At 40.1% G+C, this 14,007-nt stretch carries 13 protein-coding genes and 1 rRNA gene; 5 read left to right on the top strand and 9 right to left on the bottom strand.

All coding sequences use genetic code 11. From position 1 onward, the window contains the following. The first annotated feature begins 94 nt into the window (after window positions 1-94). Window positions 95-209, top strand: a 5S ribosomal RNA gene (gene rrf / locus HC000_RS17125). A gap of 392 nt (window positions 210-601) precedes the next feature. On the opposite strand, the gene recG is transcribed toward rrf, so the two are convergent. The 3 genes from recG to asnC are packed head-to-tail and all read right to left on the bottom strand — an operon-like array spanning window position 602 to window position 3,929. Continuing rightward, entirely contained in the window at window positions 602-2,683 is a 2,082-nt protein-coding gene (recG, locus tag HC000_RS17120; RefSeq protein ID WP_179808275.1) for an ATP-dependent DNA helicase RecG, read from the bottom strand. Between the two features lie 60 nt (window positions 2,684-2,743). Next, a complete protein-coding gene (gene trmH, locus HC000_RS17115; protein ID WP_179808274.1) occupies window positions 2,744-3,430 on the bottom strand; it encodes a tRNA (guanosine(18)-2'-O)-methyltransferase TrmH in 687 nt (228 codons plus the stop codon). A 40-nt stretch (window positions 3,431-3,470) separates the two neighbouring features. Then, entirely contained in the window at window positions 3,471-3,929 is a 459-nt protein-coding gene (gene asnC, locus HC000_RS17110) for a transcriptional regulator AsnC (protein ID WP_011329434.1), read from the bottom strand. A gap of 191 nt (window positions 3,930-4,120) precedes the next feature. Here asnC and asnA point away from each other — a divergent pair, with 191 nt between their 5' ends. Further along, complete coding sequence (gene asnA / locus HC000_RS17105; protein ID WP_011329433.1) at window positions 4,121-5,116, top strand: aspartate--ammonia ligase; 996 nt, start codon at window positions 4,121-4,123, stop codon at window positions 5,114-5,116. Window positions 5,117-5,218: 102 nt separating this feature from the next. Here asnA and HC000_RS17100 read toward each other — a convergent pair whose 3' ends face one another. From HC000_RS17100 to HC000_RS17075, 6 genes are all read right to left on the bottom strand, one after another. Next, window positions 5,219-6,826, bottom strand: a complete 1,608-nt coding sequence (locus HC000_RS17100) for a FapA family protein (RefSeq protein ID WP_179808273.1) — start codon at window positions 6,824-6,826, stop codon at window positions 5,219-5,221. A gap of 153 nt (window positions 6,827-6,979) precedes the next feature. After that, complete coding sequence (locus HC000_RS17095; protein WP_011329431.1) at window positions 6,980-7,372, bottom strand: RidA family protein; 393 nt, start codon at window positions 7,370-7,372, stop codon at window positions 6,980-6,982. 12 nt (window positions 7,373-7,384) lie between these two features. Further along, window positions 7,385-9,493, bottom strand: a complete 2,109-nt coding sequence (spoT, locus tag HC000_RS17090; RefSeq protein ID WP_179808272.1) for a bifunctional GTP diphosphokinase/guanosine-3',5'-bis pyrophosphate 3'-pyrophosphohydrolase — start codon at window positions 9,491-9,493, stop codon at window positions 7,385-7,387. 128 nt (window positions 9,494-9,621) lie between these two features. Continuing rightward, window positions 9,622-9,897, bottom strand: coding sequence for a DNA-directed RNA polymerase subunit omega (gene rpoZ / locus HC000_RS17085; RefSeq protein ID WP_011329429.1), 276 nt, complete (start codon window positions 9,895-9,897; stop codon window positions 9,622-9,624). 125 nt (window positions 9,898-10,022) lie between these two features. Then, entirely contained in the window at window positions 10,023-10,643 is a 621-nt protein-coding gene (gmk, locus tag HC000_RS17080; RefSeq protein WP_179808271.1) for a guanylate kinase, read from the bottom strand. 117 nt (window positions 10,644-10,760) lie between these two features. Then, the gene (locus HC000_RS17075; protein ID WP_011329427.1) at window positions 10,761-11,621 is read right to left on the bottom strand and encodes a YicC/YloC family endoribonuclease; all 861 of its coding nucleotides are present in this window, start codon (window positions 11,619-11,621) and stop codon (window positions 10,761-10,763) included. Window positions 11,622-11,784: 163 nt separating this feature from the next. On the opposite strand from HC000_RS17075, the gene rph reads away from it, so the two are divergent. From rph to HC000_RS17060, 3 genes are read left to right on the top strand one after another with little or no spacing between them, the layout of a single operon-like run. Continuing rightward, a complete protein-coding gene (gene rph, locus HC000_RS17070; RefSeq protein ID WP_011329426.1) occupies window positions 11,785-12,498 on the top strand; it encodes a ribonuclease PH in 714 nt (237 codons plus the stop codon). 18 nt (window positions 12,499-12,516) lie between these two features. Beyond that, window positions 12,517-13,161 (top strand): orotate phosphoribosyltransferase, encoded by a 645-nt coding sequence (gene pyrE, locus HC000_RS17065; RefSeq protein WP_089368835.1) that lies wholly within the window; start codon window positions 12,517-12,519, stop codon window positions 13,159-13,161. A 55-nt stretch (window positions 13,162-13,216) separates the two neighbouring features. Beyond that, window positions 13,217-13,597 (top strand): diacylglycerol kinase, encoded by a 381-nt coding sequence (locus tag HC000_RS17060; protein ID WP_179808270.1) that lies wholly within the window; start codon window positions 13,217-13,219, stop codon window positions 13,595-13,597. Window positions 13,598-14,007: the final 410 nt, after the last annotated feature.

Here is a 14,007-nt window from a genome sequence, read left to right as displayed (position 1 = left end):
CTAAAGTAGATATTTACGCAAAGACTTAAAAAATATTATCAGATATTTTCCAAATTCAGTTAATTTGTAGTGATACGAATTAACGCCTAATTTGCTTGGTAACCATAGCGTTTTGGACCCACCTGACCCCATGCCGAACTCAGTAGTGAAACGAAACAGCGCCGATGATAGTGTAGCATTTGCTATGTGAAAGTAGGACATTGCCAGGCTCCAAATTGTAGAAAGCCCGAATTTAACGATTCGGGCTTTTTTACGTCTGGAATTTAATAAATAGCCAAAAGCCCATGCGAATTCAGTAGTGGCTGCTCCTGCACATCCTGTGCTCTACGGCATTTGTATTCCTCTATATCAAACAAAACTGCTCGAAGGCGAGCCCCGCGGAAGGCCGCCCCGACACAAAGAGTGTGTAGCATTTGCACTGTGGCTCTCCACTGCTGTGGGCACCACGACATTCTACTGCGTTGTCGCTACGAAGTAGCGCGCCGACTCCAAATCGAGATAGCCCGATTGAAAATAATCGGGCTTTTTTACGTCTGCAGAAAAGTGTAATTTAAGCTGGAAAGTACTAGGGGTAGTCTCAATATTGTGAAAGAGCGCAGTTTTAAGCTAGTGCGTAGTTGGATTTATTACCAAGCCATCTACTTATAAGTGCATCTACTTGTTTTGGGTGCTGTATTAGCATTTGCTGCGCTATTGGCCTGACTTGATTTAAAGTGTGTTTGTCGCGGGTTAGATCGGCAATTTTAAATTCAGCTAAACCGGTTTGTTTAGTGCCGAGCACTTCACCAGGGCCGCGGATCTCTAAGTCTCGCTCAGCTATAACAAAACCATCGTTACTATCTCTTAACACGCCCAGACGCTTTTGTGCTGTATGTGAGAGAGGTGCATGGTATAAAAGTACACAATGCGAAGCAGTAGCTCCACGCCCTACTCGACCACGTAGTTGGTGTAATTGTGCTAAACCTAAACGCTCAGGGTTTTCTATAATAATCAAACTGGCATTAGGTACATCCACTCCTACTTCAATGACTGTGGTTGCGACTAAAACATGAATATTACCAGCTTTAAACTCACTCATAATGGCTTGTTTTTCTGCAGCTTTCATCCGTCCATGTATAAGGCTTATGTTTAGCTCTGGTAAGGCTTCTTTTAATTGCTGCGCGCTATCTTCGGCGGCTTGGCATTGCAGCACTTCTGATTCATCAATGAGCGTGCATACCCAATAAACTTGCCTGCCTTGCTCATGGCAGGCTAATTTAACGCGCTTGATAATATCGCCTCGACGAGTGTCTGGTAATGCCACTGTTGTTATGGGTGTTCGACCCGGTGGTAATTCATCTATTACAGAGGTCTCTAAATCGGCGTAAGCGGTCATTGCAAGTGTGCGAGGTATAGGTGTTGCTGTCATGACTAGTTGATGTGGATAACAGTCGCCAAAGCGGCCTTTTTCACGCAGTGATAATCGTTGATGAACACCAAAACGATGTTGTTCATCGATAATAATAAGCACGAGATTATGAAATTTCACCTCGTCTTGAAATAACGCATGGGTGCCGACGATCATTTGCGCCTCCCCGGAGGCTATTTTTTCAAGTGTAGCTACACGTTCTCTACCTTTAGTTTTACCTCCAAGCCAGGCAACTGTAATACCTAATTGGTTAAACCAGTTATTAAAGTTAATCCCATGCTGCTCGGAGAGAATTTCGGTAGGAGCCATTAAAGCTACCTGAAAACCTTGTGCTATAGCAGTCAATGCACTTAATGCTGCTACTAATGTTTTACCTGAGCCAACATCGCCTTGTACTAAACGCATCATAGGGTAAGGCTGTTGTAAATCACCTTTAATTTCGGCGACTACACGACTTTGTGCATTGGTTGGATCAAAAGGGAGTTGCGCTAAAAATTGGCTTTCTAATGCGTTGTTAGGATTTAAGCTGACAGCTTTAACTTGTTGCCCTTGTTGGCGTATTTTTAACAAGCTGAGATTTTGCGCTAGTAGCTCTTCAAAAACGAGCCGCTGCTGAGCTGGATGAGTACCTTGTTCAAGTGCAATTACGTCTATGTCGTTAGGTGGGCGATGTAATAATAGTAAGGCATCACTTAGCCCTAAATTAGAAGGTTGCCATTGCGCTGGAAGCAGCTCCTCTACTGAATATTTTTGCAATAGATTAATAGCTTGATCGCTAAGTGCTCTAATTGATAATTGCTTTAAACCTTCAGTGGTTGAGTAAACCGGAGTAAGCGTTGTAGCCGTAGGCTGCTCATTGGGTGTGTCGCTTATGCTATATTCCGGATGATTCATTTCAAAGCCTACACGGCCACGGCGAACTTCACCAAAACAACGTATTATTTTTCCTGCACTGAGGGCGTTTTTTTGTGCTGCGGTAAAATTAAAAAATCGTAGTGTAAGTCTGCCGGTGCCATCGTTTATTTGGCAAACTAGCATGCGCCTTTTACCAAAGGTGATCTGGCTTGTTTCAATTGTTGCTTCCACGCTTACATGGCTGTGTAATGAAAGCTCGTTTATAGTATAAAGCCGGGTGCGGTCTTCATAGCGAAGAGGTAAATGAAACAGCATGTCTTGTACTGTAGAAATACCTAGCTTTAGCAATCGCTCGGCCATTTTAGGGCCAACGCCTTTGAGTTCTGTTATTGGGTATTGGCTTAAGCTAGGTTTAGACAAGGTGGGCTCAAATCTTATTATTTGTAAGTGAGTTAAGTGTACTTATAGTGCGACGTGGCATCAAGCATGTTTTAAAGCTTGCCAAAACTGTTCATCAGCTACTATTTCACCGTGCTCATCGAGTACCGGGTAGGGAAGCTTTTTTAGCTTACATTGCCGAGCAATAATAGGGTGACACCCTTCAAAATAAATGGGATGTTTAATTTCATCACTCAGCATATTGCGACTATAAAGGCCTGCAAGTTCGCGCTGACGTTGAGCTTCAAAGAGTATTAATGCAGCTGCAACGGATACATTAAGTGATTGCACCATCCCTTGCATGGGTATAATAATGTTTTGATCAGCGTGTTTTAAAGCTTGCTCTGAGATCCCTGTTTTTTCTTGGCCGACAATAATGGCGGTTGGCTTAGTATAGTCTATTTCTCTAAAATCAACGGCATCGGTTGATAAGTGAGTCGCGAGTATTTGTATATCGGGATTACGAGCACGCATGGCTGTTGCCGCATCGTCAATATTTTTATGTAAATGTGTTTCCAGCCAGTTTTTACTACCACCAGAGGTATTATTAGTAAGCCATTTTTGATTTTCTGGCCATACGGCATGCACATGATGACAACCTACGGCGTCTGCACTTCTTACGATAGCGGAAAGGTTATGGTGTTTATGCACGTCCTCTAAACACACTGTTAGGTCAGTTTGTCGGCGCGAAAGTACGTCTGCGATTCTTTGATAGCGAGTTTGCTGCATGATTATCCTCTTTTTCAGTAATTATACGAGATTTTTAGTGTTAAGGCATTACTGTGCGGCTAATTGGGTTTTGTAGCGATATAAGAGTTTCTGTTGATTGAATAGCTTCAATTGCTTGTATTTTATTTATCAGTACATCTTGCAGATGATCGATTGAGCGAGTCATTACTTTGATAAAAATACTGTAGTTACCAGTGGTGTAATAAGCTTCAACAACTTCCTCTAGTGCTTCGAGTTTAATTAGAGTTTGCGGATAGTCGCGTGCACTATTTAAATTAATCCCAATAAAACAGCACACGTCATAGCCCAACTGCTTGGTGCTGATAGTTAACTGAGTTCCTGTGATGATCCCCGCTTGCTTCATTTTTTCAATACGAACATGAATTGTGCCGGCACTCACATTAAAACGTTTTGCTAATTCTGCGTAGGGTGTGCGTGCATTGGCCATTAATGCATGCAGAATCTGTTTATCGAGATTATCGATTTGATAATTTTCCATTACCTTTACACTCTTTGATTATTGAATCTTAATGTTTTATAGCATTTAATTGATGCTTTTAATATGTTAAAGCTATTTTTATTGTGGGTTATTGAATTAAATAATTAAATTGTTACGATAACCATATTGAAGCGTTATTTAAGACGCAATGAGTTACGAAAGTACAATAACTGGGAATGAGGCTAATTATTATGAGTTCACTTTATGTGCAGCAGCAGCAGCAAATAAGTCAAGTTAAGCATTTTTTTTCACAGCAACTAGAGCAGCAATTAGGATTAATAGAAGTACAAGCTCCTATACTTGCTCGAGTGGGCGATGGCACTCAAGACAACTTAAGTGGCCATGAAAATGCGGTAGCTGTAAATATAAAAGCTATTCCAGATAGCCGTTACGAAGTAGTGCACTCACTTGCAAAGTGGAAACGTAAAACATTAGGAGATCATAGCTTTTCTCATGGTGAAGGCATTTATACACAAATGAAGGCGTTACGCCCAGATGAAGACTCGTTGAGTCCTATTCACTCAGTATATGTTGATCAATGGGATTGGGAAAAGGTGATCTGCCAAGATAGCGAGCGCACACTAACTACACTTAAACAAACAGTTGAAGCAATCTATACCGGTATTAAAAAAACGGAACAATTTGTTAGCGATAAATTTGGTATTACGCCATTTTTGCCAAGCAGTATTACATTTGTACATAGCGAAGAGCTGCGAGAAATGTACCCAGATTTTAGTGCTAAACAACGAGAAAAAGCGATTGCACAAGAGTACGGGGCGGTATTTTTAATTGGCATTGGTGGTAAATTGAGTGATGGTAAAATTCATGATGTAAGAGCACCAGACTACGATGACTGGTCAACGCCAACCTGTGACAAATACGCAGGATTAAATGGTGATATTTTAGTGTGGAACCCATTATTAGAAGACGCATTTGAGCTATCTTCTATGGGGATCCGCGTTAGTCCAGATGTGTTGCAAAAACAATTAAGTATGACGAGTGACGAAGACCGTTTAGAGTTTGATTGGCATAAGGCATTAATACAAAATAAATTTCCGCAAACAATTGGTGGTGGTATTGGTCAATCTCGTCTTGTTATGTTGTTATTACAAAAACCACATATTGGCCAAGTACAAGTGAGTGCATGGCCGCAGCACACTCATGCTGCATTCGATGGCTTGTTATAAATAATAAAGCCAATTAGCATAACTGCTTGGGTAATTTAACAAATTTAAATAGCCCCTTAGTTAAGTAGGTTGATTTAATGAGTGCTTCAAAAGCACTCATTTTTAATGCGTTTTAAATTCTACCTCAATTTTATTATTTTGTAGCTTTACACTACACGGAGGATAAGTTCGCGTTGTTTTGAGTACTTTATCAAAAATATGTATCACTACCCCTGAATGTAAAACACTGTTAACGGCTAAGTTGGCATTATTTAATAAATCATGTAAATTATTTTCTAGATTTGATAGGCGCTTTTCTAACTGTTCAGCTTGTTGGCAGTAATGCTGTTGAGTAGCGCCAATTTTTCCAATAAGCATATTCTTTTTTTCTACATCCTTAAGTAAATCGGCTTTTTCTAATGCGGCCTGTAAGGTATCAAGTTGTTTATCGGTATTTGCCAAGTCTTGAAAGCAATTATCGGTATCAGCAGTAATTTCGGCTCCTGATGCAGCTAAGTTAACGACTATTTTTGCACCCGACTCATTGCCTATTTCGCCAGCAATAAGGGTTGTTGCATTGAGTACTTCTCCGCCAAAGAGCCTGCCTTTGGGGAGCTCTGCTTGACCAACTTGCAATAAATTAACAGCCTTTATTGAGCAGTGACTTGCTTGACGTTCAATGATTATATTAGTTGCTTCAAGGTAGCTATATTGTGCATGTGAAATATAGATGTCACCTTTACAGTTGAGCGCGCAAGAGAGTGATTTATCTTCAGGTTTATAATGGCCAATAATACCTTGTTTTACGGTAATGTTACCATCGGCTGTTAACTGCGCAGACTCAACAGTACCAAAAATAGTAATATCGCCTTTAGCCTTTACTCGCATACCTGGCTCAATGTTGCCACTAACAATAACGCTGCCATTAAAATCAATATGACCACTTTTTACTGTAACTTCCGATATGGTAAAAATATCATCAACACGCATGCCATTATTTATTTCAACCGGTACACCAGCAATAGTAGAGACAAGTTCAAGTGGGTTAGATTTTGATATTTCAGTGCCTTCACCAGAAACTAAAGAAAGTATCTCGCCTGATTTAGCTGGGAGTAAGTCGCCAAGTACATTAAACCCTTCTTTACCTGGCGTGGCTGGTTGCTGGCGAATAAGTGTTTCGCCGGGGCTTACACTGGCTAATTTACCAAAGTCGCGCATATCAACACTGCCATCATCTTTTAGTTTTGGTGTTTTTAGACGATCTTTAAGGGTTTTTACTAAAGTATTAAATTTAGTATCTTGGCCATCAATAGGTAATCTGCCTTTAGCCAAAATGCCTTTAGTTGAGCTTCCGGCAGGCATTTCAAATTGTTTTTGCAGGAGTTTTTCTAAAAAAGCTTGTTTATAACCTCTTGCTACTCGCGCTTTTACCAGCTGCATTTTTGCATCATCTAAACTAAGAACATTACCGCCTTGAGCTAGTGTTAATTCGCCAATAGCGAGCATTTTGTCATCACTAATAGTCACGCTTAATATTGCATCGTGTTTAGTTGCTACTACTAAGATAGGCTCAGGGTTTTTACTTTTAAAAAAGTTATTTATAGAGTCATAATCTATTTTACAATCACAAAAATTCGACTCTTCTAGTGCTTCAATTATAAAAGCGGCTGAAGGGGGCGAGTGCTTACCGATATCAAGTAATACATTTCCATTATGAGCAAGCTTAAACACGAGTTAATCCTTTTTACTATCAAAGTTAAGTTTGTTTATATGACAGAATAATAGAGTGCTAGAAATTTACTTTTGAGTCAAGAATTGAGGGTAATAATGCGCAGGAAGTAGCAGAATAAGAGCTATAGCTTTGGCTATAGCTCTTAGAATAAATTAGTTAGTTGAAGGTAACTCCATAATTCCATCAATTTCAACTTGTACATTTTTAGGTAAAGCTCTTACACCAATAGCTGCACGGGCAGGGTATGGTTTTTTAAAGTATTGGCTCATTACTTCGTTAACTATTGCAAAGTTAGATAAGTCGGTAAGGTAAATATTCACTTTTACTAAGTCTTGAATTTGACCACCTGCTTCTTCACATACCGCAGCAATATTTTTAAATACTTGGTGTGTTTGCTGCGCAAAGTCTTCTGATATGACTTCCATCGTCTCAGGTACTAAGGGTATTTGACCAGATAAATAAACAGCAGTGCCTACTTTAACTGCTTGGCTATAAGTGCCAATTGCAGCAGGTGCTTTGTCGGTAGAGATAAATGCTTTATTCATGTGTTTCCTATTTTACTTTTTACGATAGACCTTTTGCACATCAGGCATCACACGAATGCGACGCATAATATTAGCAACATGGATACGGTTTTTAACGGTAATCCCTAAATCTATCACGTATAAATTACTTTCTTTTTCATCGGTGGCAATTTCTACAATATTAGCTTGTGTTGTCGCAACCACATTAGTTAACTTAGCGAGTGCACCTTGGTGGTTAATAATTTCAACACGTAAAGCCGCAATATATTCTTTTTCAGGGTTGTCATCCCATTTAACCACTAAGTATTTAGAGCGATCATTTTCCCACCCACGAATGTTTTTACATTCTTGGCGATGAACTGTTAGTCCTTTACCTTGGCTGATGTGTGCAGTAATAGCATCACCAGGAACAGGGCGGCAGCATTTAGAATAGTTAACCAGCATGCCTTCAGTACCAATAATGGTTGCCTTAGCTTGCTTGGCAATATTGGCTACATCACCATCCTCGTTTTGCAATAAACGTTTTGCAATTAGCATACTCATTAAATTGCCAGAACCAATCTCAACTAATAACGCTTGTACTGTAGTGAGCTCATGCTCTTTAAGTACTCTGTCGATATTTTCTTGGGCAATACTGTCGAGCTTACTTTCACCCAATGCAGAATCGAGTAAACGTCGGCCTAAAAGGAGTGCTTCTTCGTGATGCTGGCTTTTAAGGTAATTACGAACCCCTAAGCGCGCTTTACCTGTAACAATAAAGTTTAGCCAAGTTGCATTAGGGTGAGCGCCAGAGCTGGTAATTATTTCTATCGTTTGCCCTGTATCAATTGGTTTACTCAACGGGTAAGGTTTGCGATTAACACGTGCGCCAACACAAGTGTGGCCCACGTCAGTATGCACCGCATAAGCAAAATCAACCGCTGTTGCGCCCATAGGTAGCTCAATAATACGACCATCAGGTGTAAATACGTAAATTTCTTCAGGGAATAATTCAGTTTTTACATTTTCAACAAACTCAAACGACGAGCCAGCGCTTTGCTGTAACTCTAACAGGCTTTGCATCCATTGGCGTGCACGTTGCTGTGCAGTACTTCCAGCGCCACCATCATTTGCTTTTTTATACATCCAATGTGCAGCGACCCCTTTATCTGCCATATGATCCATGTCATGGGTACGGATCTGAATTTCAACCGGAATCCCATGCGGGCCCACCAAAGAGGTATGTAAAGGCTGGTAGCCATTTGTTTTTGGCACGGCAATATAATCTTTAAAGCGTGTTTCAATTGGTTTATATAAATTATGCGCTACGCCTAAAACGCGATAACAGATATCCATAGATTCAACCGCGATTCTAAACGCATAAATATCCATTACTTCATTAAATAGCAGCTCTTTATTAAGCATTTTTTTATAAATGCTATAAATATGCTTTTCGCGGCCAGACACAGTTGCCTTTATTCCTGATTGCTCAAGACGCATTTCTATTTCGTTTTGAATGTTAGAAATAACTTCCTTGCGATTACCTCGTGCTTTAGCTACTTCAGATTTAAGTGCACGATGACGCATCGGATATAAAGCCTGAAAACCTAAGTCTTCTAGCTCATTTTTAATATCATGAATACCTAAACGATTGGCTATTGGCGCATAAATTTCTAATGTTTCGCGGGCAATACGGCGGCGCTTATCAGGGCGTAGTGAGCCTAATGTGCGCATATTGTGCGTACGATCGGCAAGCTTGATTAAAATAACCCGAATATCTTGGGTCATTGCCATAATCATTTTGCGGTAATTCTCAGCTTGGAATTCTTTTTTATCTTTAAAGCTAAGTTTATCGAGCTTACTTACCCCTTCAACTAATTCAGCAACAGTATCACCAAAAATTTCAGCTAAGTCTTGCTGGCTAAAATTAGTATCTTCAATAACATCATGCATCAACGCAGCCATAAGTGTTTCATGGTCAAGATGCATACTTGCAAGAATTTGGCTTACTTCAACAGGATGAGTTATGTAGGGCTCGCCACTTGAACGAGTTTGTCCTTCATGGGCCTCTCGGGCTACCACATAGGCTTTTTGCACCAGCTCAACGTCGGCGGCTGGCAAGTATTCTGAGATTTTCTTTTTAAGACCTTCAAAAAGATACATTCACACTCCAATGTTCTTGTGAAGCAAATAGGAAACGGTAAGTTAAGAATATACGATGAAAAGACAGGATTGCCAACGGCTAGTGAAGAAATACTGCGCCGTTGGCTAAAATCAGACCGGGAGGTTGATTATTGGTTGCCACCAACAATAGCAGCAACAGCAGCTAATTCAGCTGCTTCTTGATGTTGTTGCTCTTCACGATCAATAACGTCCATTGATGAGCTATCTACCAAACCTAATTCAATTTCACGTAAAGCAATTACCGTAGGCTTGTCGTTTTCAGGGTCTACTAGTGGTCTTTTACCACCAACAGCAATTTGACGGGCACGACGGGCCGCAACTAAAATTAAGTCAAAACGATTACCAATTGCATCTACTGCATCTTCAACTGTTACGCGGGCCATCTCAGCACTCCAAAATAATTTAAAAGCAAAGGCGTAGTTTACTGCAAGCAGCCTGTTTCGCCAATAGCCAGTGGTTAATTTTTATCTGTTTTACTTGCTTAATAGCAATATAAGCAAAGCTTACATTATTTAAGTAAGCTATTTAGTAAACTTTGATGACGAACGCTTTGCATTTTTAATGTTAAACGCTGCGCCATAACAATTGTTTCTATGTCGGTTAGTGCAGTATCAAAGTCATCATTAACAATTACAAAGTCGTATTCGTTGTAATGTGACGTTTCTGATTGCGCTTGTGCCATACGCCCAGCAATAATTTCTTGCGAGTCTTGGCCGCGGTTATTCAAACGTTGCTCTAGCTCTGCCTTTGAAGGCGGTAAAATAAAAATGGTTTGTACACTAGGCATAATTTTACGCACTTGCTGCGCACCCTGCCAATCAATATCTAAAAACACATCAATACCAGCATCTAGTTGCGACTCAATAGCTTGTTTTGATGTGCCATAGTAGTTATCAAACACTTGCGCCCATTCAAAAAAGTCATCTTTAGTTATGAGTGCTTTAAATTCATCGGTTGATACAAAATGGTAATGCACACCGTTTTCTTCACCAGGGCGTTTAGCGCGAGTCGTGTGTGATACAGATACCTTCATATCAGCATGCTTTTTCAATAACGCATTTATTAAGCTTGATTTACCAGCCCCCGATGGTGCCGATAAAATAAATAAGTTTCCGCGAGTTTGAGCCATGTTTTTCTCTATCTAAAATAAATAGGCTTGGGTTATGAATAAACCAAGCCTTTAATAATACTATTGTACTTTAATTAACTCTTAGTGCTCAAGTTTAAGGCTTGAACGTTAAAAGCATTACTCAATATTTTGGATCTGCTCTCGCATTTGCTCAATCAGTACTTTTAGCTCTACAGCGGCAGTAGTAATGTCACTATTGATAGACTTAGATGCTAATGTGTTTGCTTCGCGGTTAAACTCTTGCATCATAAAGTCTAAACGACGACCACATGCCCCGCCTTTTGTAAGAATTTTTTTGGTTTCTTTAACATGCGACTTTAAGCGATCTAATTCTTCAGCCACATCTTGTTTTTGGGCTAAATAAATAAGCTCTTGTTCAAGGCGTGATTCGTCAATATTAGCCGTTAAATCTTCGAGTTTTTGCGCTAACTTTTCGCGCTGCCATTTGGCAATTTCAGGCATGTGCGTTTCTACAATAGCTACTTGCTCTAAAATAGCTTCAAGGCGAGTAGCTATCATCTCTTGTAGGTTTTCACCTTCATCACCACGTGCAGATTTAAAATCTTCTACTACTTGGTCAAAGCCTGCAATAAGTGCAGTATTTACACTATCCATATCAAGCTCTTGTGCTTCCATAACACCAGGCCAGCGTAGTATATCAACTGGGTTAATGTCACCATCACTGTGTTGTTGTACCCACTTAGCACTATTTATTAGCTGCTCTGCAAGTGCTTCATTAATTGACAGCTCGCCAACATGCGCAGGGTTTGCTACAAACTTTAAGAAAACTTCAACTTTACCGCGTTGTAAATGTTTACGTAAGCGTTCACGAATTACTGGCTCCATGCCACGAAATTGCTCTGGTGCACGAATAAATGTTTCAAGGTAGCGCTGGTTCACTGAACGAACTTCCCAAGTGCCGGTGCCCCAATCGCCTTTTATTTCGCGACGCGCGTAAGCAGTCATACTGTGGATCATGGATAGTTTCCTAAAATTAATAAATACAATATTACAATGATTATACCGTAACACTGCTTAAGCTCTAGGGAAAATTTAATAGACTGAATATTTTACAATCAGCATGGCATCTACACCGACATGCACTTATAATGTCGCAAATTCTGAATTAAGGGGATCGTCAATGCGTCCAAGCGAAAGAACAGCTAACCAAATTAGACCTGTTACATTTACACGTAATTATACTTTGCATGCAGAAGGCTCAGTACTTGTTGAGTTTGGTAATACTAAGGTGCTTTGTACTGCCACAGTTGAATCGGGTGTACCTCGTTTTATGAAAGGCCAAGGTAAAGGTTGGATCAATGCAGAATACGGTATGTTACCGCGTGCAACGCACACACGTAATGCCCGTGAAGCGGCGCGTGGAAAGCAGGGCGGTCGTACTATGGAAATTCAACGCTTAATTGCGCGTGCACTTCGTGCTGCTGTTGATTTAAAAGCGCTTGGCGAAAACACTATTACTATTGATTGCGATGTTATTCAAGCTGATGGCGGAACACGTACCGCATCTATTAGTGGTGCCTGTGTTGCATTAGTTGACGCACTTACGCATATGCGTGCTAAAGGGATGATCAATTCAAACCCACTTAAATACATGATTGCAGCAATTTCGGTAGGCATCTATAAAGGCCAAGCCATTAGTGATCTAGAGTACATAGAAGATTCAGCAGCAGAAACCGATATGAACGTCATTCTGACCGAAACCGGCAAAATTATCGAAATTCAAGGAACTGCCGAAGGTGAACCGTTTTCGTTCGACGAACTCGATGAGTTACTTACATTAGCTAAGCACTCTATTCGTGAAATTATCGACGTACAAAAGCAAGCATTAGCATAACGCAAAGGATCACTGTATATGAAAGATTATCAAATAGAGTTTATTGAGTTCGCTTTAGAAAAGCAGGTATTAAAGTTTGGTGAATTTACTTTAAAGTCAGGCCGCACTAGCCCGTACTTTTTTAATGCTGGTTTATTTAATACAGGACGAGATTTAGCGCGTTTAGGCCGTTTTTATGCTGCAGCATTAGAAGATGCCGCCATTGAGTACGATGTATTATTTGGCCCTGCTTATAAAGGTATTCCTATTGCAACGACAACCGCAGTTGCTTTAGCAGATCATTACAATAAAGATGTACCTTATTGTTTCAATCGTAAAGAGAAAAAAGCACACGGTGAGGGTGGCACATTAGTAGGCTCTGAACTTAAAGGTAAAATCATGCTAGTGGATGATGTGATCACCGCCGGCACTGCTATTCGTGAGTCGATGGAAATTATCGCAGAGAATGGCGCAGATCTAAGTGGTGTATTGATCGCCCTTGATCGCCAAGAAAAAGGTAAAGCCGAGTTATCAGCTATTCAAGAAGTTGAACGAGACTTTAATACCAAAGTCATCTCTATTGTAAAACTAGCAGATCTAATTAGTTACCTTGAAACCCAAGGGACTATGGATCAGCATTTAGCCTCAGTTAAAGCTTACCGCGACCAATATGGTGTAGCGTAAATAAAAGCCTCGCAATGCGGGGCTTTATTTTGACCTTCATTTATAGAGTTTATTAATGAAAGATGTATTAAAACCAAATTGCCTCGGTCTCAAGCGTGTTTTTAAAGCAAGCTATTGTTCGTACCTTGGCTTTAAAGCCGCGTTTAAAGAAGAAGTCGCATTTAGACAAGAGCTACTCCTATGCATTATTTTGTTACCACTATCATTTTGGTTAGCTTCGTCATTACTTCATTGGGCACTACTTGTTAGTACGCTACTGATCATGCTTATAGTCGAATTATTAAACTCCGCAATTGAAGCCCTAACCGATCGGGTAAGCACAGAGCGGCATGTATTATCAGGTAGAGCCAAAGATATGGGATCTGCTGCAGTAACACTTGCATTGTCGATCGTCGTGATCATCTGGGGCATTAGCCTTTATATAAAGATCGTTTAACCCTACTTTTAAATATGAGAAGGTATAAAAATATCTTTAGTTGTTAATAGCTTGCTAGTTATGTTGTATTTTTAACGTGTTTAGCTCAAATACTCAGCGAACAGCAGTTTATTTCAAGTTTTCTTTAAAAAACAGTTGATCTGTTTTCGGATCTCCCTATAATGCGACCCCACTGAGAAGGGAAACGCTGAAGCATAGCAAGGCAGCAACTACTCAGAGAGCTAAATAAAACTTCGGTTTTAAATCTTCCAAAAAGAAAGTTTAAAACAAAGTGTTGACTCGAAAAATAAAGGATGTATTATACGCATCCCTTGAGACGCTAAAGCGACTCAAAACGTTCTTTAACAATATAAAGCAATCATCTGTGTGGGCACTCGTACAGATTGAGTTCTAACAGCCAAGCTTAGTTC

Source organism: Pseudoalteromonas sp. MIP2626, from assembly GCF_013414205.1.
Taxonomy (GTDB): Bacteria; Pseudomonadota; Gammaproteobacteria; order Enterobacterales; family Alteromonadaceae; genus Pseudoalteromonas; species Pseudoalteromonas nigrifaciens.
Note: the sequence above shows the minus strand (reverse complement) of the source record. Positions and strands in the feature narration are given on the sequence as shown.